The 18,153-nt window shown below is 60.0% G+C and carries 18 protein-coding genes; 9 read left to right on the plus strand and 9 right to left on the minus strand.

Annotated features, from left to right (window positions below; all coding sequences use genetic code 11):
- The first annotated feature begins 193 nt into the window (after positions 1–193).
- A complete protein-coding gene (locus F550_RS0113095) occupies positions 194–1,498 on the plus strand; it encodes a TAXI family TRAP transporter solute-binding subunit (RefSeq protein WP_233349028.1) in 1,305 nt (434 codons plus the stop codon).
- A 13-nt stretch (positions 1,499–1,511) separates the two neighbouring features.
- Here the strand turns inward: F550_RS0113095 and rlmN are convergent, their stop codons facing one another.
- Positions 1,512–2,675 carry a 23S rRNA (adenine(2503)-C(2))-methyltransferase RlmN gene (gene rlmN, locus F550_RS0113100; RefSeq protein ID WP_018149025.1) on the minus strand — a complete coding sequence of 388 codons (1,164 nt, stop codon included), beginning with the start codon at positions 2,673–2,675 and terminating at the stop codon, positions 1,512–1,514.
- A 106-nt stretch (positions 2,676–2,781) separates the two neighbouring features.
- Between rlmN and F550_RS0113105 the strand changes: the two genes are divergently transcribed.
- Positions 2,782–4,590: a flavin-containing monooxygenase gene (locus F550_RS0113105; RefSeq protein ID WP_018149026.1), complete on the plus strand. Its 1,809-nt coding sequence runs from the start codon at positions 2,782–2,784 to the stop codon at positions 4,588–4,590.
- A gap of 18 nt (positions 4,591–4,608) precedes the next feature.
- On the opposite strand, the gene F550_RS0113110 is transcribed toward F550_RS0113105, so the two are convergent.
- Positions 4,609–5,106, minus strand: coding sequence for an invasion associated locus B family protein (locus F550_RS0113110; RefSeq protein ID WP_018149027.1), 498 nt, complete (start codon positions 5,104–5,106; stop codon positions 4,609–4,611).
- A gap of 182 nt (positions 5,107–5,288) precedes the next feature.
- Between F550_RS0113110 and F550_RS0113115 the strand changes: the two genes are divergently transcribed.
- Together F550_RS0113115 and F550_RS18695 are read left to right on the plus strand one after the other, a co-directional pair.
- The gene (locus F550_RS0113115; protein WP_233349029.1) at positions 5,289–5,864 is read left to right on the plus strand and encodes a sigma-70 family RNA polymerase sigma factor; all 576 of its coding nucleotides are present in this window, start codon (positions 5,289–5,291) and stop codon (positions 5,862–5,864) included.
- Positions 5,865–5,973: 109 nt separating this feature from the next.
- On the plus strand, positions 5,974–6,648 hold the full coding sequence (locus F550_RS18695) for a ChrR family anti-sigma-E factor (RefSeq protein ID WP_018149029.1): 675 nt from the start codon (positions 5,974–5,976) through the stop codon (positions 6,646–6,648).
- 9 nt (positions 6,649–6,657) lie between these two features.
- Here the strand turns inward: F550_RS18695 and F550_RS17860 are convergent, their stop codons facing one another.
- Complete coding sequence (locus F550_RS17860; RefSeq protein ID WP_051076836.1) at positions 6,658–7,008, minus strand: DUF2794 domain-containing protein; 351 nt, start codon at positions 7,006–7,008, stop codon at positions 6,658–6,660.
- A 329-nt stretch (positions 7,009–7,337) separates the two neighbouring features.
- Here F550_RS17860 and F550_RS17865 point away from each other — a divergent pair, with 329 nt between their 5' ends.
- From F550_RS17865 to F550_RS0113145, 4 genes are read left to right on the plus strand one after another with little or no spacing between them, the layout of a single operon-like run.
- Positions 7,338–8,063 carry an ABC transporter ATP-binding protein gene (locus tag F550_RS17865; RefSeq protein ID WP_018149031.1) on the plus strand — a complete coding sequence of 242 codons (726 nt, stop codon included), beginning with the start codon at positions 7,338–7,340 and terminating at the stop codon, positions 8,061–8,063.
- Positions 8,063–8,827, plus strand: a complete 765-nt coding sequence (locus F550_RS0113135) for an ABC transporter permease subunit (RefSeq protein ID WP_018149032.1) — start codon at positions 8,063–8,065, stop codon at positions 8,825–8,827. The genes F550_RS17865 and F550_RS0113135 overlap by 1 nt, the downstream gene beginning before the upstream one ends.
- The gene (locus F550_RS0113140) at positions 8,824–10,704 is read left to right on the plus strand and encodes a Gldg family protein (RefSeq protein ID WP_018149033.1); all 1,881 of its coding nucleotides are present in this window, start codon (positions 8,824–8,826) and stop codon (positions 10,702–10,704) included. Before F550_RS0113135 ends, F550_RS0113140 begins: the two co-directional genes overlap by 4 nt.
- Positions 10,701–11,762, plus strand: coding sequence for a DUF4340 domain-containing protein (locus F550_RS0113145; protein ID WP_018149034.1), 1,062 nt, complete (start codon positions 10,701–10,703; stop codon positions 11,760–11,762). Before F550_RS0113140 ends, F550_RS0113145 begins: the two co-directional genes overlap by 4 nt.
- Here the strand turns inward: F550_RS0113145 and F550_RS17870 are convergent.
- From F550_RS17870 to F550_RS0113175, 6 genes are all read right to left on the minus strand, one after another.
- Complete coding sequence (locus F550_RS17870; protein ID WP_018149035.1) at positions 11,753–12,583, minus strand: glycosyltransferase; 831 nt, start codon at positions 12,581–12,583, stop codon at positions 11,753–11,755. The genes F550_RS0113145 and F550_RS17870 overlap by 10 nt on opposite strands.
- Complete coding sequence (locus F550_RS0113155; RefSeq protein ID WP_018149036.1) at positions 12,580–13,869, minus strand: O-antigen ligase family protein; 1,290 nt, start codon at positions 13,867–13,869, stop codon at positions 12,580–12,582. The genes F550_RS17870 and F550_RS0113155 overlap by 4 nt, the downstream gene beginning before the upstream one ends.
- Before the next feature lies 1 nt (position 13,870).
- A complete protein-coding gene (gene thrS / locus F550_RS0113160) occupies positions 13,871–15,847 on the minus strand; it encodes a threonine--tRNA ligase (RefSeq protein WP_018149037.1) in 1,977 nt (658 codons plus the stop codon).
- A 12-nt stretch (positions 15,848–15,859) separates the two neighbouring features.
- Positions 15,860–16,186, minus strand: coding sequence for a membrane protein insertion efficiency factor YidD (gene yidD / locus F550_RS0113165; RefSeq protein ID WP_018149038.1), 327 nt, complete (start codon positions 16,184–16,186; stop codon positions 15,860–15,862).
- Positions 16,187–16,310: 124 nt separating this feature from the next.
- Positions 16,311–16,760 (minus strand): iron-sulfur cluster assembly scaffold protein, encoded by a 450-nt coding sequence (locus F550_RS0113170; protein ID WP_018149039.1) that lies wholly within the window; start codon positions 16,758–16,760, stop codon positions 16,311–16,313.
- Positions 16,761–16,817: 57 nt separating this feature from the next.
- Complete coding sequence (locus tag F550_RS0113175) at positions 16,818–17,390, minus strand: exopolysaccharide biosynthesis protein (RefSeq protein ID WP_233349031.1); 573 nt, start codon at positions 17,388–17,390, stop codon at positions 16,818–16,820.
- 242 nt (positions 17,391–17,632) lie between these two features.
- Here F550_RS0113175 and F550_RS0113180 point away from each other — a divergent pair, with 242 nt between their 5' ends.
- A complete protein-coding gene (locus F550_RS0113180) occupies positions 17,633–18,115 on the plus strand; it encodes a hypothetical protein (RefSeq protein WP_026180770.1) in 483 nt (160 codons plus the stop codon).
- Positions 18,116–18,153: the final 38 nt, after the last annotated feature.

Raw genomic sequence — 18,153 nt, forward strand, 5'->3', positions numbered from 1 at the left:
CGGTTCTGTTCAGTTCTCGTGAGCATAACATAGTCATGACGTCTCCCAAAAACGACTCAATTAGCGGTAAGGTGTCTGCAATTTGTTGCCCCTGCACGCCGTGATAACGGGCATATTGGCGGGGAACGGACATCTCGACGCATGCGACGGCCCGAACTAGTCTCCATCCATGGGAGGCTGAATGGACAAGCGAATGAAAGATATACTCAAGGTTTATGTCCCGCTTGCCGTCCTGGTAGCGATAAGCGTCTGGGTCGCCCTTGCGCTGATCGATCCTGCGCCGCCCTCCCGGGTGACATTCGCGTCCGGCAATTCCGGCGGCGCTTACTATGCCCTTGCGCAGCAGTATCGCGAACGCCTCGCCGAAAGTGACGTCGAAGTCGAAGTGCTGGAAACGCGCGGATCGCTTGAGAACATTGAACTCCTGCGCTCTGGCAAGGCGGACATCGCCTTCGTTCAGGGCGGCCTTGCTACCGCAGCGGATCGCGAAGCCCTCAACTCCCTGGCGGGTATGTTCCATGAACCACTATGGGTGTTCGTGCGCGAAGACGTGGGTGTCACGGGTTTCAGCGAGCTACGGAATGTACGCTTCTCCATTGGCCCGGAAGGCTCCGGCACACGTGCCCTGGCGGTTCAGTTACAAGACGAATGGGGCGGTGACTGGCCAGCAGCGTCCCGGGGGATCGAAAGCGGTCAGGCCGCCGCAAGCGCGATCGAGGCCGGCGATGTCGATGCAGTTGCCTTCTCAGCGTCGATCAATGCACCCTATGTGCAGCGCCTGATAGATGCGCGTGAGATCAGCCTGCTCGCATTCGACCGCGCCCCGGCGCTCGCCCGCCGGACGCGCGCACTGGACCCGGTCGTCCTCTACCGCGGCATCATCGACCTCGAAGCGGACAAACCTGCGGGCGATGTTCAGCTCATCGCATCAGTTGCACAGCTTGCAATCGATGGGGACCTGCACCCGGCCATTCAGTCGCTATTGCTGGAGGCGTCCGAAGACATCCATGCAGGTAACAGCGCGTTCGCGAATGCCGGGGAGTTTCCCGCCCCTCAACTGGTCGACATGCCTCTCTCGAACGAGGCCGAGCGCTACTGGAAGAACGGACCGTCTTTCCTGCGCAATTATTTCTCGTTCCAGATTGCCAATTTCCTTGAGCGGGCCTGGGTCTTTCTTATCCCGCTCGTCACGCTCCTTATCCCGTTGATCCGGGTCGCGCCGCCGATCTATCGCTGGCGTGTCAGGCGCAAGATCTATGTCTGGTATTCGGACCTGCGCGAACTTGAAACCCGGGGGCGCGAAGCGGCAAGCGACAGCGAAAGGGACACCGTTCTGAATGATCTGTCGAGTTTGCAGAAAGAGGTCGGTGAGCTTGATGTGCCGCTCTCCTACACCGAGGAAGTCTATCATCTGCGCAGTCACATCGCCTTTGTGCGCGACCTCGTGAAAGGCCTCTACGCACGCGATGCTGGTGAGCACCCTGCCAACACCGCTTGAACACCAGCGCCGATCAGCTGGCCTCGGCGTTCGCCAGAGCCTCGCGGCGCTTGTCGGCAGCGGATTTCTTCACGCTTTCTGAGCGAAGCTGGCCGCAGGCAGCGAAGATGTCCCGGCCGCGCGGTGTACGGATCGGAGAGGCATAGCCCGCCCGGTTCACTATTTCCGCGAAGGCTTCAATCGTTTCCCAGTCAGAACATTCATACGGGCTGTTCGGCCACGGGTTGAACGGGATGAGATTGATCTTGGCAGGCACGCCGCGCAACAGCCGGACAAGGTCGCGTGCCTCTGCCAGCGAGTCGTTCACGCCCTTCAGCATGACATATTCGAATGTAACACGCCTGGAGTTGCCAATATCCGGATAGGCGCGGATGGCATCGAACAGCGTCTGAAGATCATACTTCCTGTTGATCGGGACGATCTCATCGCGAAGATCGTCGCGCACAGCATGAAGCGAGATGGCCAGCATCGCGCCCGTGCGTTCACCAAGTTCCGGGATCTTTGGCGCAACGCCAGCGGTCGACACGGTTATGCGGCGCCGGCCCAGCGCGATGCCGTCGCCGTCTGTAATCGTGTCGATCGCCTCGGCGACATTATCCAGATTGTAGAGCGGCTCACCCATGCCCATGAAGACAATATTGGTGAGCTTGCGGTTCTCCATGGAAGAGGGCCATTCGGCGAGCTCGTCACGCGCGATGAGGATCTGATTGACGATCTCCTGCGCGGTAAGATTTCGCACGAGTTTCTGCGTGCCGGTATGGCAGAAGGTGCAATTCAGTGTGCAGCCGACCTGGCTGGAAACGCACAGCGCGCCAGAGCGGCCAACGTCCGGAATGTAGACGCTTTCGCCTTCCACGCCTGGCTGAAAACGGGTCAGCCATTTCTGCGTGCCATCGACCGACACCCTGTGTTCGGCAATTTCAGGCCGCGTCAGGATGTATTTCTCGGCGAGTTCTGCGCGTAATTCCTTCGCAATATCGGTCATGCTGGCAAAGTCCTGAACGCCGAAATGATGCATCCAGCGGCGGAGCTGCTTGGCGCGCATCCCGGCCTTCTTCGGATCGAGACCAAGCGTCTCCATCTCTGCCTTGAGGGCGGGGATGGACAGGCCTGCCAGCGACTTCGGTGAAGAAGCGCTTGCATTGACGCCGCGTGAAAGGTCCAGAGCTTGTTTCATGGCGGCTGCACATAGCACGTCCTGGTCAAATTTCTAAGAATTTCGGGACAGATGTGCTGCACTGCGAAACGATAGAGAGCCGCAAAGGCTCCTCAGGGAGGAAAATATGGCCGACGGGACACCCGGAATCGATTTTGACGCTGAAAAGCTGCGCGAGCGCTATCGCGAGGAGCGCGACAAACGCCTGCGCGACGATGCCAATGAGCAATATGTCGAGATTACCGGCGAATATGCGGGCTATGTCGAAGACCCCTACATCGACAGGAAGATCGACCGCGACCCGTTGAGCGACGACATCGATGTCGTCGTCATTGGCGGTGGCTTCGGCGGGCTGCTCGCCGGCGCGCGTCTTCGCGAAGCGGGCATCAAGAATATTCGCATGATCGAAAAGGGCGGCAATTTCGGGGGCACCTGGTACTGGAACCGGTATCCGGGCGCGGCCTGCGATATCGAGAGCTATATCTATCTGCCGCTTCTCGAAGAAACCGGCTTCATGCCGAAAGAGAAATACACGCCGGCCCGCGAAATCCTCGAGCACAGTGCGCGGATCGCGCGGCACTATGATCTCTATGACGATGTGCTCTTCCAGACCGAAGTGACGGGTATGCACTGGGAAGAGGATGCCAGACGCTGGCGGATTGAGACCAATCGCGGCGATGCGATGAAGGCCCGTTTCGTCATCATGTCCAATGGCCCCCTTCATCGTCCAAAGCTTCCGGGCATTCCCGGAATTCAGGACTTCAAGGGGCACACCTTCCACACCAGCCGCTGGGATTATGACTATACGGGCGGCGCCCCGGATGGCGGTCTCGACCGGATCTCCGACAGGCGGATCGGCATTATCGGCACCGGCGCGACATCGGTACAATGCGTCCCTCACCTTGGTGCGGGCGCCAAGGAGCTTTTCGTGTTCCAGCGCACGCCAAGCTCAATTGATGTGCGAGATAACAGGGCGACGGACCCGGACTGGGAAAAATCGCTGGAGCCAGGCTGGCAGAAGAAGCGGATGGACAATTTCAACATCCTAGTCTCCGGCGGCTATCAGCCTGAAGACCTCGTTCAGGATGGATGGACCGACATCATCCGGAACCTGCTCTACATTGCCAGCAAGCAGGACGGCAAACAGCTAACGGCCGCTGAGCTTGAAGAGATCGGCGAGCTTGCCGACTTCAAGAAAATGGAAGCGATCCGTGCCCGTGTGGACGAGATTGTGGCCGACGAGGAGACAGCTGAAGCGCTGAAACCCTGGTATCGCCAGTTCTGCAAGCGCCCGTGCTTCCACGATGATTACCTGGCGACGTTCAATCGCGAGAGCGTTCACCTCGTCGACACGGACGGCAAGGGCGTCGACCGGATCACCGAAAAAGGCGTCGTCGTCGCTGGCAAGGAGTATGAACTCGACTGTCTGATCTACGCGACCGGGTTTGAGGTCGGTACCAGCTATACGCGCCGGTCGGGCTATGAGCTTTACGGCCGGGGCGGCAAGTCACTTTCGGACACGTGGGAAAGCGGCGTCGGCAGCCTTCATGGCATGTTCGTGCGCGATTTTCCGAACGTCTTCGTCATGGGCGGCGCGCAGGCAGCTTTTACGGCCAATTATCCGCACCAGCTTGATGAGCAGGCGGTGCACCTTGGCTATATCCTGTCGCGCGCTTTCGATGAGGGTCTTGTGCAGATCGAACCAGAGGAGAAGGCCCAGTCGGAATGGGTGGAAACGATCATCTCCAAGGCGCAGATGCGCGAGAAGTTTCTCGCTGAATGCACGCCCGGCTATTACAATAATGAAGGCCAGATCGCCGCGCGCGCCCGCCAGAACTCATTCTATGGCGGAGGGTCGATGGAATATTTCTCCATCCTCAAGGACTGGCGCGAAGCCGGCGATCTTGCGGGTCTTGAAGTTGAGCGGGAAAGCTAGAAGCGCCGGAGTGCGGCTCTAGCGACAGAGCGACGATGCTTTTTCGATAGCGTCGGCCGATCCTGACAGTGAGAAGTGGTAAGAGACCTGCGTATTGCGGGACGACACCGCTTCGACATGCAGTTCGGTGCCGCGCCGCAGCGCGTCCACGATTTGCGTATCATCGCGGTCTTGCGCAAAGGCCTCGCGGCCAACCCCGTACATGGTCCAGCCGGAGCGCCCGACCGTTGCCCGGCCTGGCAGGTCGGCGCGCAGCTCATATCCAACCTTCAGGCTGGGCTGGCTACGGGCCTGACCCGACTTCCAGTTCGACACGAAGAACCAGACATCGCCATGATTGGCCGCTTGCGGCGCTTTGTCGGTCGCTTCGGTTGCTGCATAGCAGAGCGTTTCACCGCCAACATTCTCGGTGAACACGGTCCAGTCATCATAGCGCCCGATCGCGGTGGGGGCAGCCTGTGCGAGGGGAATAAGAAGAGCGCCAGTAATGGCGGCGGTGGCGGCGAGACGGATCATGTTCGGGTCTGTCCAGAATTATTGGAATGAGTGTACGTGACTGTAAGTGGCCCAGACTGACTAAAGGTTAAGGCGGAATTTTGACGGGCAACCGATCACGGAATCGAGAGCAGCCTTATCAAAGGTTGCATAAGCGGTGATGCGTACAGATAATAGGTGTGCCGCCAACTATGGATAGCCGATTGTCTGTTGCTCGAATTGATCAGGTACAGGACGCGCGCGCGCTGCATGCAGACTGTATGCGCCGAATATCCGATTTTGGCGACCGGCGCGCCTTCGGCATTCTGTTTGAATTTTTCGGGCCGCGTCTGAAAACATATCTGATGCGCATGGGCGCGCGCGATGCTCAGGCCGAAGAGATCGTACAGGATGTCATGCTGACGGTCTGGCGAAAGGCGGGTCAGTTCGACCCTGACCAGGCGTCCGTCTCGACATGGATTTTCCGTATCGCCCGCAACCGGCAGATCGATCTCTTCCGAAGATCGTCGAAACCGGAGCTTTCCCCCGATGAGCCGATGTTGCAACCTGCGCCCGAGCAGGCGCCGTTCGATACATTGTCGCAGGCCCAGCTCGAGGCCCATGTCCGCGACAAGCTGACCGTGCTTCCAGCCGAGCAGCTGGAGCTTCTGAAGGCTGCGTTCTATGATGGCATGTCCCACGCCGAAATTGCCGCCGAATTCAATCTGCCGCTTGGGACAGTTAAATCACGTATCCGTCTCGCCTTTGACAAATTGCGTGGTGTCATCAGACGGGAATAATCTGCAGTCTACACACGTCCTGCCTGCATTTTCTTGACCTTCTTGACGGGTGCCCAATATCGGGTCCCTAGAACGAACATGTTATGGATTTCTAAGAGGCAGTCGCGGTTTGCAGGAGCATACGCCCCAACTTTCAGAGCTTTATGCAGCCTATGCTGCCGGAACGCTTAGCCCGTCATTCAAGCTGCTCGTCGAAACACAGGCGGCGATCCGACCTGATATCAGGCAGGATCTGCGAGAGTCCGAACTCCTCTCCGGCATCTTTCTGGAGCGCGAGCAGCCAGAAGCGCTCGCGCCCAATGCATTCGAAAAGACGTTGCGCGCCATCGATGTGCTCGAGGACGAGACAGACAGCGCACAAGCAGCGCACCTTGCCAATGAGCGCCTTTCTGAAATCCTCGACCTGCCAGAACCCCTTCGCGAGAAGGCGCTGGAGTCCTGTCTGCGCGGCGGCTGGAAGCGGATGACGAGCGGTGTGAAGCGTCTCGATATCGCTGAGTCTGCCTCAAGTCACATTCATCTTTACCGCATCAGCCCGGGCGCCACCGTTCCAAGCCATTCTCACTATGGCAATGAGCTGACCCTCGTCCTTCAAGGCGGCTTCAGTGATGAAACGGGCAGTTATGGTCCTGGCGATATTTCCTGCAAGACGCCGGAAGATACGCACTCACCCGTTGGCGATGATGATGGTGTCTGCATTGCCCTCGCCGTCAGCGAAGGCGGCATGCAGTTCAAAGGCATGCTCGGCATCCTGCAGAAGGTCTTCGCGCGCCGTCCCTCTTAGGAGGCTGCCTCAGGAAGACTTGTTGCTGCTGATGATCTCGAATTTTCGGGTTTCAAAGACCTTGAGTACGGTCTTGATCTCGTGCCCGCGTTTCAGCACCTGATCCTGGCTGCCATAGACGACATAGGCCCCTTGCTGGTTTCGGAGGGCGGGAACTTTCTCGATCCGCCAGGTCGGTGCCTCGGCGTGGCGCCGGAAGATTGCAAAGACGGCATAGTCCTCGAACATCCCGATGGCATAATCGCGTGCCTGTCCCGCCATGACCATCTTTCCGTATACGTCGAGGATGGCCGACATCTCTGTGCGGTGAAACGCGGTTTTCGGTGATCTCGCTGAACGAAGCGGTGTTACGCTACCCATGGATGCTGAAACGTCTCCCTTGCTCAACCTGTCCAATCTGACTCATTTGTAATGAGAAAGACAGGTTTTAGCCGTATTCTGGCCTTGTCGCAGCCAACGATTGAAGCCAGTTTGCAATTGTCGGATGACGGTGTCCAGCAGGTTTCCCGGACCCATCAGCCCCCCCAGCCCCCCGGGCTTCCTGTTACCGTTGTCCGACAACTTCCCCTTTACAATCAGCCAATCGATCCGAGCGCGCTTATGCGTGGCAGGCTTCTGCTTTTTCGCCTCTGGTCAGCGCCTGTTCGGGCCGCTAGTCAGACACGCGGTGAACCGCTACGGGTCCTGACATGCTCGAACTGAAGCAGCTTTCGAAATCCTTTTCAGGCCAGACAGCGGTCAATGCTGTCAGCTTCAGCCTTGAGAAGGGTGAAGTTCTCGGCTTTCTCGGCCAGAACGGCGCGGGCAAGTCAACCACGATGCGGATCGTCGCCGGCGTAATAGAGCCGGACCGCGGCGACGTGCTTATTGCAGGCCATTCGATCATTTCAGACCGCCGCGAGGCACAACGCCACCTCGGCTTCCTGCCTGAAGGCGCACCGCTTTATCCTGACATGACACCGCGCGATTTTCTGAACTTTCTCTGCGCAGCTCACAGGATTGGCCGCAAGGATTGCAAGACCGCGATCGAACGCGTTATCGCCGATGCCAGGATCAGCGACGTTATGTCGAAGCGTATTTCGGCGCTCTCAAAGGGCTATCGCCGCCGGGTCGGGCTTGCTGGGGCTCTCCTGCATAATCCAGATGTCCTTGTTCTCGATGAGCCAACCGATGGCCTCGATCCGATCCAGAAACAGGCTGTGCGCGCGCTGATCTCGCGCATGGCAAAGGACAAGGCGATCCTGATCTCAACCCATACGCTTGAGGAAGTGCCTGCGATGTGCACCCGCGCCGTTGTTATCGACCGTGGGCAGATCATTGCCGATGGCACGCCCACCGAGCTTGCCGCGCGATCAAAAGACGGGCTTGAGCAGACCTTCATCGATCTTGTCGCACGCCAGGAGACAAACGCCTGATGGGGGGGCTTGTGCGCGATATCCTGACCAGCCTGCGGGCGAGCTATATGCGAGAGCTGCGCGCCTATTTCGCGACGCCGCTCGCCTACGTTTTCATTGCAATCTTCCTGATGCTGGTCGGCGTCTTCACATGGGAGGCATCGCGCTTCTTCGATACCGGCCTCGCCGATCTCCAGCCGTTCTTTTACTGGCATCCCTGGCTCTACATGATCTTCCTGCCAGCTCTTTCCATGCGGCTCTGGGCGGATGAAACGGCGTTCGGCACCTCAGAGCTCCTGCTCTCTCTGCCAGTCAGCCTGTTCGGCCTTGCGTCCGGCAAACTGCTGGCAGCCTGGACCGTCGCAGGGCTTTCGCTCGCTCTGACCTTCCCGATGTGGATCACCGTCAATTATCTCGGCACGCCCGATAATGGCGCCATCGCAATCACCTATCTGACGAGCCTGCTTATGGCGGGGGCCTTCCTGTCGATTGGCGCGGCGATGTCCTCGCTCTTCTCCAGTCAGGTGCTGGCCTACATTGCCGGTATAGTAGTCGCGTTTGTTTTCACCGCAGCGGGCTGGCCAATGCTGGTCGGCGCGATCTCCGGCGTGCTGGGTCCGGCGGCCGGTGACCTCTTCGCGCAATTCTCGTTCCTCACCTATTTCGAAACCGCGCAGCGCGGTGTGCTGGAGCTGCGGGCATTGCTCTATTTTGCCGGCGTTATTCTGGTCTGGCTGGCGCTCAACACGATCTGGGTGGCAAACAAGCGGGCGGTGGCCCCATGACCCCACGCGCTTTCCTGCCTGCCGCCACGGCGCTGATCCTTGCGGTATTCGTTGCCGCAACGCTGATCATCTATCCGCTGACCCGGCCGGTCCGTATCGACTTCACGCAGAACCAGCTCTTCTCGCTGTCGTCGGAAACGAAGACCGTCCTCGACGAGCTGCGCGAACCGGTTGAGCTTACCTTTGTCTATACAAGACAGGTCGGTCAGGATTACCCGCAGGTGCGCGCCTATGCGTCCCGCGTCCGCGAATTGCTGGACACCTACCAGGCCGTAGCGGGCAGCGCGCTCCGCATAGAGGAAATTGACCCGCAGCCCTTCTCGCAGGCCGAGGATGAGGCGCTGGCAGCAGGCATACAGGCCGTCGATTCCGAGGGCGATGACCCACTTTATTTCGGGATCATCGGCCGCAATACGGTTGATGAGCAACGCGTCCTCGCCTTCCTGTCGCCCGATCAGGAAGAGACGCTGGAATATGACCTGACCCGCCTCATTGCCCGGCTTGATCGTCCGGACCCGCCGATGGTCGGCGTGCTGACGACGCTTCCGGGGATGCAGGAAGAGGGCGGTTACACGCTCTTGCGAGAGATGGACCGCACCTTCGATGTCGTTCAGGTCAACGAAGACTTCTTCTCTCTGCCAGATGGGATGGACGCGCTCATCATGATCCACTCGCCAGAGCTTTCGGACTGGCAGAGCTGGCTCATCGACCAGTTTGTTCTGCGCACGGGCCGCGTCGTCATGCTGGTCGACCCGGCCACAAAAACAGCGCCCGAAGGGCTGACCCGCCGTTCAGAGCGCCGCATTCGCTCGGACCTTGGAAGGTTTGGTCCGGTCTGGGGGGTTACGCTTTCAGACGAGGCCGTTGCGGACACGGAAACAGCGCTTCCTATCCAGGCACCAACCGGCGGCGGCCGCTCTGGCATTGTTCGCCATCCACTTTTCCTGTCGACACCCCCTGGCATGATGTCGGAAGGCAGCATCCTGACGGCTCACCTGTCGCGTGCGGTGAATTTCGCGTCCGCAGGCGCGCTTCAGCTGGAAGAGGGCTCGCCGATCACCAAAGAGGTTCTGATCGAGACGGGCACCGCGCCGTCCTGGATCGATGCGGAAACGGCTGTCACAGATATCAGTGTTGAGGACACACTCGCGCTTTACGAACCGACAGAAGGCCCGAAGGCATTGGCCGTTCGCGTCCACGGCACACTTGTCTCAGCGTTTCCGGATGGACAGCCAGACCCGGTCCTCCCTGAAGATCCGGTCATGGCAGAGTTCGCGGCGGCCGCCATTGCCGAGGCGAAGCCTCATATTGGATCGAGCGAGCGCGACGCTGAAATCCTCATCCTCTCCGACGCCGACCTCGTCGATGATGGGCTCTATGTTGACATGCATCGCCAGAGCGCCTTCGCCGACAATGGCGCGCTCATCATGAACGCCCTCGACATGATGTCAGGCGACGCCAATCTGCTCGGGCTGCGCGCGCGCGCCTCCAGTCGCCGGACCATGACGCGGGTCGAGGCGATGCGGGACGAGGCACAAACCCGCTTCTTTGATGAACAGGCCCAGCTTGAAACACGTCTTTCGGAAGCTGAGGCACGCCTGGCTGAATTGCTTCAGGCTGACAGCGCTGACGAAAGCGTTCTTGATCGGGCGGCGGGCGCTAATCTCTCACCGGACCAGCAGGAGGAGCTGTCGGCGCTACGCCTTGATGTCATGGAGACCCGCGCGCGGCTCCGCTCCATCGAGCGCGACTTCAGGCGGGAGATCGACTCCCTCGAAGCCTGGTTGAAGTTCATCAACATATTTGCCGGGGCCATCATCATCGGCGGCATAGGCATTTTTGTCTGGTGGCGCAGACGACGGACTGTGACCTCATGAGCCGGCGTCTCGACCGACAGCGCTCCGTCTATATTCAGCGGCTCTCAATCGCGGCCGCAGCACTGTGGATCCTCTATGTGTTACTGGCTCTGTTCAATGCGGGCGGCGCGACCTCCAGCCCAAGGACCGGGAACCCCGTTCTCACAAACTTCGCTGCGATCAAGGGCGAAATTGCCCGTATACGGATCACGCAGGCTGATGGCGCCTACACGCTTGTGGAGCGGGGCGGTGAGTGGGTCCTCGCAGAGTCTGGAAATTATCCTGTCCGGACCGACAGGATAGACGCGCTCCTGAGCGGACTGGAGACACTGAGCTGGGGCGAGCGGCGCACGTCAAATCCAGACAGGCTGTCCTTCTTGGCCTTGTCGGACCCCGCCGAAGGCGGGAATGGCACGCTGGTCGAAGTCTTCTCGCGCGACGGCGCCAGAACTGCCAGAATGATTACCGGTCGCCGCAATGAATTTACCTATGCCCGCGACCCCGAGGACACGATCGCCTTTCGCACGCGCGGGGACCTTCCCCCGCTCCGCACGCGCGAGGCATGGCTCGATCTCGATATCGTCGACATTGAGCCATCGGCGATCTCGGCCGTGCGCCTGACCGACAGGGCTGGAAATTCGATATATCTCAACCGCGACCCCGGCAGTGATGCGCGAAGTTTCAGGCCTGCGCCCCCCTATCAGGATTATGAGATCAGAAGCCCGTTGGCCGTCTCAGCCACAGCGCTCGCCGTCACCCGGCTGGCACCGATCGATGTGAAGTCCGCAGATGAGCTGACCGGCCGGGCCGTTTCCCGGCATATCAGCCAGACCTTCGATGGGCTTGAAGTAGACCTGCGCGCCTGGAGCCAGGCCGATGGGTACTGGGTCACGCTGCGTGCCATCGAGGCGGGAGAAGGTGCGAGGCGGGCCCGGACGATAAATGACCGTGCAGAACCCTATGCGTTCAAACTGACGGAATACGACTGGCGCGAATTCACGCCCGCCATCACAGAGCTTGTCCGCAAGCCCGAGGCAGAAACATCAGCCCCGCCGCCTCCCTCGGACTTTCAGCCCTGATCGCGGGCACGGCCGACAATTGCCGCGCGAAGCAGCGGCGCGATCACCCCAATCACCGCGCGCTCAACCGGCCCGGACGCATGCTTGTTGAAATAATAGATCAGGCTGTCGGCTTTGTATCCCGCCACGCGCTTGGCTGGTGCCTCTGACGTCGCGCCATAATGGAGCGCGCTGGCAAGCGGCGTGTACACTGTCTGGCCGCCGGCTTCCGAGGCGCGCCTGCAGATGTCGACATCCTCGACATGCATGAAAAACTCCTCGTCGAAGCCGCCGAGGGACCGGAAATCCTGCACAGTTGCGAGCATCAGCGCCCCGGACACGGCACCCATTGGTCGTGGACCATCCGGCGGCGGCGTCCCCTCAAGCGTCCAGGTGTTCCAGCCCGAAAAGGTTGTCAGCGCCCGCAGCAGCGTAAGCTTGCGCCGTCTTGGTCCCCGCACCTCAAGCCCGGCGAGATCAAAGACCTTACCGCCAACAATGCAGGGTGAGGGCTGTCCGGCCAGCGCGTCGATCATTGCTTCAACGCTGCCGCGTTTAAGGACGGCATCGGGATTGATAACCAGCAAGTGCCCGTCTGCGACGCCGGCCGCGCCGAAATTTACCGCAGCGCCAAAACCGACATTTCCGCCAGCATCAAGCACGTGGACGTCAGCGCGTTTCTCCGAGAAGCCTTCAAGCCATGACCGCATCTCCGGCGGATTGCCATTATCGACGATCCGGATGGACCGTACCGCAGGGTCGCTATCGAGCGCGTAAAGACATTCCTTCAGGCGTGGCCCTGTGTGATAGCTGACGACGATCGCCGTAGTCGTTGCTGTCATAAATCGAGCTTGTCCGAAGACCGCGTCACCCTGTCGAGAAGGATAACGCCGGCCGCGGCGATGGCGACGGTTGCCCAGAACGCCTCATTCCAGATGCTGTAGGAGAGGCTGAACAGCGCAAACGAGCCGCCGATGAGGCTGGCAACAGCGATGCGCGTCGGGATGTTGAGGTCACCCGGGCGCGGGAGGCGCCATCCGATGATGAGCAGGGACGCAATCGCAAGCGATACGCCAATAAGTCCCGTTTCGCCCCAGAGCTGTAGCCCCATATTGTGGGGATGGCCTGGCAGGATCCGATAGACTTCCCAGTCTGCATTACCTGTTCGGCATTTCTGGTCGACTTCGCGCAGGAGTTCGGGCCGGTCGCCGAACGTATCGCGCCATTCCTTCGAGGCTTCGATGCCGTGTCCGGTAACGGGCCGCTCGGCGATTTTCTCAGCCGTCAGCTGCCAGGCCCAGACCCGCGATTGCACTGAGCAGGGCAGGGGCGCGTCTGTCTTTGCGACCGCCGCAGCGCCCACACCGAGCAGAATAGGCGAAATCAGGATCAGGACGGAAATTGCCGCGACCAGGATACGGTAACCCATGTGCACGAAGATCATCACCACGCCGATGGCCACGGCCATCGCGATGACACCCAGCAGGGCAACATCCGAGCCGATCAGCAGGAAGGCGACAAAGGCAACAGCAAGCAGGCCGACACATACCGGCACGCGCGACTTGCCCGTAAAGGCCGCCGCGAGCCCAAGTAGGATTGGCAGGCCGAGGACGAACGCGTTGGCGCTGCGCAGGATGTTTTGCGGCGCTTCCGTTACCCGGTTGCTGAGCGGCGCATACGCATCGAGGGTCAGCTCGGGTATCAGGCCCATGGCAAGCGTGAGAAGGCCGTGAATGGACAGCATCGCGCCCACCACCAGGAGGGCCTTGCGGCCCGCATCAAACGGGATGCGCGCCGCGGCCGCGAGTGTCAGCGCCCCGGCGATAACGGTGAGCACCATACGGATGCCAGCCGCATCGATCGTCCAGTTACCATCAGAGAGCGTGCCAGCCATGATGGCCCCGGTTTCGGGTGACCATACGCTGCTTGCCGCCGACCACACTGCCAGCGCCAGAACGGACAGCACCATGAGGTTGGTCCGCTTGAGCGGCGCGTAAAAAGCAGCAGCGATGGCGGTGAGGCCGACAAGTGCGGTGTACCCCTGCGCACCGAAAAGGGCGACCGGCACCCAGAGAACAAATGCCGCAGCCAGCACAATGGCATAGCCTCCCGCGCGCGCCTGCGTCATGTCAGTATGCTCCCGATCGTTTCAAGTCCGGCGGGGTGGCCTCATCAGCCAGCGTCGATGCCGTTTCCTCAAGGCTGAGAATGGTCTGACCTTTAGACCCAAAGCGCCGAAGCGCCAGCGTGCCCTCATCTGCTTCTCTCTGACCAACGACCGCGATCACCGGCACTTTCTGCAGCGAGTGTTCGCGAACCTTGTAGTTGATCTTCTCATTGCGCAGGTCGACTTCGACCCGAAGACCGGCCTTGCGAAGCTGTTCTGCAGCCTTTTCGGCATACTCATTCGCCTCGGACGTGATCGACGCCACGACAACCTGCGTTGGCGCAAGCCACATCGGGAAAGCGCCCGAATAGTTCTCGATCAGGATGCCCATGAAACGCTCGAACGTTCCATAGACGGCGCGGTGAAGCATGACGGGGCGGTGTTTGGCACCATCAGAGCCTGTATACTCGGCATCAAGACGGTCAGGCAGCACATAGTCGAGCTGGAATGTCCCGCACTGCCACGTCCGTCCGATCGCATCGGTGAGGTGGAATTCGAGCTTCGGCCCATAAAAAGCGCCTTCGCCCTCGGCATAGACGAAATCGAGGCCCGCCTTTGTCAGTGCATCGGCCAGTGCCTTCTCGGCGCGGTCCCAGTTCTCGTCTGTCCCGCCCCTGACCTCCGGGCGCGTGGCCAGCTTGTAGGAGATCTCTGTCAGGCCGAAATCGCTGTAGACGCGCTCGAACAATTTCAGGAAGCGGAGCGTCTCATCGCCGATCTGGTCTTCGCGGCAGAAGATGTGCGCATCATCCTGCGTCATCTGGCGCACGCGCATGAGACCATGAAGCGCGCCATGCGCCTCGTTACGGTGGCAACAGCCAAACTCCGCCATGCGGATCGGCAGGTCGCGATAGGAGCGCTGAGCGTTCTTGAAGATCTGGACGTGCGCGGGGCAGTTCATGGGCTTCAGCGCCATGAGCTCACCTTCACCAGAGAGGACAGGCCCCTCATCGTCAGTCGATGGCACTTCGTCAGGAACGACGAACATGTTCTCGCGGAACTTGTCCCAGTGGCCCGACTGCTGCCAGAAAACCGAATTGAGCAGCTGCGGCGTCTTCACTTCCAGATAGCCGTCGGCATCCTGCTGGCGGCGAATATAAGCTTCCAGCTGACGCCAGATCATGAAGCCCTTCGGGTGCCAGAAGACAGAGCCTTGCGCCTCTGGCTGAAGGTGAAAAAGGTCCAGCTCCCGGCCGAGTTTCCGGTGGTCGCGTTTCTCTGCTTCTTCGAGACGAACCAGATGGGCCTTGAGGTCTTTCTCATTGGCCCAGGCCGTGCCGTACATGCGTTGCAGCATCTCGTTCTTGCTGTCGCCGCGCCAATAGGCACCGGCCAGCTTCATCAGCTTGAACGCCTTGGGCAGCTTGCCCGTCGAAGGCAGGTGCGGGCCACGGCAAAGGTCGAACCAGTCGCCCTGCTTGTAGACCGTGATCGGGTCGCCGGGCGGAATAATGTCGTCGATGATCTGGGCTTTATAGTCTTCGCCGAGCTTTTTGAACGTCTCGATGGCGTCTTCCTTCGACCAGACTTCCCGCACGATCGGGTAGTCCTTGTCGACGATCTCTTCCATCTTCTTCTCGATGCGCTCGAAATCCTCCGTCGAGAAGGGCGTCTCGCGCGCAAAGTCATAATAGAAGCCATCATCGATCACCGGACCGATTGTGACCTGCGTGTCCGGATAGAGCTCCTGGACAGCCTGGGCGAGGACGTGCGCCGCATCGTGGCGGATAAGCTCAAGACCCTCGGCGTCACGCGCCGTCACGATGGACACCTCTGCGTCGCCATCGATTGGCCGGTTCAGGTCGTATAGCTCACCGTTGACCTTGGCGGCGAGGGCCGCTTTGGCGAGGCTTTTCGAAATGGATTCAGCGACATCGAACGGGCTTGCCCCGTCCTCATATTCGCGTTTCGATCCATCAGGCAGTGTTACATTGATCATCTGTTTTACTTTTCAGTTCGTCTCAGGCTGCGCATCCGGGAAGGGCCGCTCTGTTCTGGCCCAGTCTCCGGCGCGCCAGGGCGCCCAGACAGGTGTTGGATCTGCTTTCTCGGGAACGGGGTCATAGCCGCGTGAGCCACCGGGGCGGCACCGCGACAACCGGGCCAGCGTCATCCAGCCGCCGGTCCAGACGCCGTGGCGGGAGACGCATTCAGCGCAATACTCGCTGCAGCTTGGCACATGGCGGCACTGCGCTCCAAACACCTGAAAGGCGGGAGACAGCGTCATCTTGTACGTTCTGAGGACCGCATTTGCGGTCTTCCTGCGAATTGCGGACATGAGGCTTCAAGGCCCGTTTGATGCTTCGTTGAAAGCGGTTCTAGACGCGTGGGGGTCAGCCCTCAACCCGCTAAGACTGCGAGTTCTTGCATGAAAGGCGAGCTGTCGGCTACGGCGGTCGCGTTCAGGCCGCCGCAGCCCGCTTAGTTCGTGCGGTTTCGATCGCCTCGCAAGCGGCATCGAAAGCAAGCATGGTGGAGGTGTGACGCGGCGGATAGTCTGCAACACCGGCAAGGTGGCGCAGCTCTGCGAAGGGGCCAGTCGGCGGTTCCGCGCCGTCTTTCAGCATCGCTTTCAACGCGTCTCGCGCGGCAACAACGTCTTCAACGCGCGCGCCCACAATATTCTCGGCCAGCACAGATGTCGCGGCTTGCCCAAGTGCGCAGGCTTTCGGATCGACAGCGATCGCGTCGACCGTCTCACCATCTTCGCTGAGGCGGATATCAACCCGGACCACAGAGCCGCAGACGCGCGAGACTTTCTCAACGGATGCATCGGCCCCGTCGAGCGTCCCGACATGCGGGATATTGGCGGCCAGTTCCAGCACGCGATTATGATAAAGCTCTGCGCTCATAGGCCCTAGATCGCCCCGATAGCGCTGAAGATCAAGTCGGCCCGGTGCGGCCCGTTCCTAAATGCCGAGAAAATTCATCACCCTTGGCAAGATGCGGATGAGCAGCAGCCCGGCCCCTGCAAGGCTGGCGGCGGCGATCAGGAGAAGCACGCCATCTCTTGCGGTCAGGGCAAGCCCGAAAAGAAGCACCGTCAGCCCGGGCAGGAAGGGGCCGAAGGGAACCAGGCCCAGCGGAAACGTAATCAACGCTGCCGCCACACAGACCAATGCGACAATATTGATGAAGGGCACTTGCGTCAGGAAGGTCAGCCGCGGTTTGAGAACCTGATCGACCGTATAGGCGTGCTTTTCCAGCGTATTGAGACCGTTGATAAGGTATTTGCGCGGGAAGCTCACATTCAGGGCGCGCCTTGGCAGCCATGGAAATTTCAGGCCGATGACGATCTGCAGCGCAAAAATCAGCGTGACGAGCGCAACGAGCCAGTTTGCGCCAGGCACGATGGAGAGCGGGCTGATCGAAATGAACCCGAGCAGGAGCAGCACCGGGCCGTAGGACCGCCTGCCAACAGCATTGAGGAGGTCCGCGATCGTCACGGTCTCGCCCTCCGTGCGGTCTTTCAGCGACCTCATGAGCGAGCATAAATTGTTGACCTGGCTCATACTGGGTACCCGATACTGACGTGATCTCTACGCCGGTTGCTTAGTGTAGCGCCTGGACACAGGCAAACGATCCCACCGGGTCGAAAAAAGCCTGAGGTCGTTCAGGCAGATTTCATCCCACAGGTATTTGAAGTATTCCGATACGGCTGACTTGCTTATGACCGTTTGAGTGCTACGGACTAACTTCTGCAATTCATGAAGTGGGGGACACTATGAGAAACGTAACGATCGCAGCCTTGATGGCGTCGGGCATTATATTCGCGGGCACGGCGTCCGCGCAGGATTATTCCAAAGAGCCAACCTATGGCACGATCAGCCTTAGCGCAGGCTTCCAGCCTGATCCGCACGAAGTTGATCTGCGCGCGGGCGGCAGCATTGATGTCGCCGATACATTGGGCGCTGGCTGCGCCGGCACGGTCGCAGATGCGCCTGATTATGACCTTTTGTACGATAGCGGCTCCGGTTCTTTGCCGCTTATCATCACGGTCCGCTCGTATTATGACACCACGCTGGTGATCAACACGCCAAATGGCGACTGGATCTGCGACGATGACAGCGGTCCTGGCGATAACCCATCCATCCGCTTCGATCCGGGCCGGGACGGTCTTTATGACATCTGGGTTGGGACCTATGATAGCGGCTCGCTCCAGGATGCGACGCTGATCATCTCCGAGCTTGAAGCCACAGAAGAATAGAACGGTAGGGGTCACGGGCGGCGCCAGGGCGGCGAGCC

The sequence above is a fragment of the Henriciella marina DSM 19595 genome (assembly GCF_000376805.1).
In the GTDB taxonomy this organism is placed as follows: Bacteria; Pseudomonadota; Alphaproteobacteria; order Caulobacterales; family Hyphomonadaceae; genus Henriciella; species Henriciella marina.

Bases quoted from the DNA above. Each gene is read 5' to 3' on its own strand.
- F550_RS17870 (WP_018149035.1), bottom strand. From the start codon at position 12,583: ATGACAGCAACGACTACGGCGATCGTCGTCAGCTATCACACAGGGCCA.
- rlmN (WP_018149025.1), bottom strand. From the start codon at position 2,675: ATGAAACAAGCTCTGGACCTTTCACGCGGCGTCAATGCAAGCGCTTCT.
- yidD (WP_018149038.1), bottom strand. From the start codon at position 16,186: ATGTCCGCAATTCGCAGGAAGACCGCAAATGCGGTCCTCAGAACGTAC.
- F550_RS0113140 (WP_018149033.1), top strand. From the start codon at position 8,824: ATGACCCCACGCGCTTTCCTGCCTGCCGCCACGGCGCTGATCCTTGCG.
- F550_RS0113135 (WP_018149032.1), top strand. From the start codon at position 8,063: ATGGGGGGGCTTGTGCGCGATATCCTGACCAGCCTGCGGGCGAGCTAT.
- F550_RS17865 (WP_018149031.1), top strand. From the start codon at position 7,338: ATGCTCGAACTGAAGCAGCTTTCGAAATCCTTTTCAGGCCAGACAGCG.
- thrS (WP_018149037.1), bottom strand. From the start codon at position 15,847: ATGATCAATGTAACACTGCCTGATGGATCGAAACGCGAATATGAGGAC.
- F550_RS0113155 (WP_018149036.1), bottom strand. From the start codon at position 13,869: ATGACGCAGGCGCGCGCGGGAGGCTATGCCATTGTGCTGGCTGCGGCA.
- F550_RS0113105 (WP_018149026.1), top strand. From the start codon at position 2,782: ATGGCCGACGGGACACCCGGAATCGATTTTGACGCTGAAAAGCTGCGC.
- F550_RS17860 (WP_051076836.1), bottom strand. From the start codon at position 7,008: ATGGGTAGCGTAACACCGCTTCGTTCAGCGAGATCACCGAAAACCGCG.
- F550_RS0113145 (WP_018149034.1), top strand. From the start codon at position 10,701: ATGAGCCGGCGTCTCGACCGACAGCGCTCCGTCTATATTCAGCGGCTC.
- F550_RS0113170 (WP_018149039.1), bottom strand. From the start codon at position 16,760: ATGAGCGCAGAGCTTTATCATAATCGCGTGCTGGAACTGGCCGCCAAT.
- F550_RS0113095 (WP_233349028.1), top strand. From the start codon at position 194: ATGAAAGATATACTCAAGGTTTATGTCCCGCTTGCCGTCCTGGTAGCG.
- F550_RS0113180 (WP_026180770.1), top strand. From the start codon at position 17,633: ATGAGAAACGTAACGATCGCAGCCTTGATGGCGTCGGGCATTATATTC.
- F550_RS0113175 (WP_233349031.1), bottom strand. From the start codon at position 17,390: ATGAGGTCGCTGAAAGACCGCACGGAGGGCGAGACCGTGACGATCGCG.
- F550_RS0113110 (WP_018149027.1), bottom strand. From the start codon at position 5,106: ATGATCCGTCTCGCCGCCACCGCCGCCATTACTGGCGCTCTTCTTATT.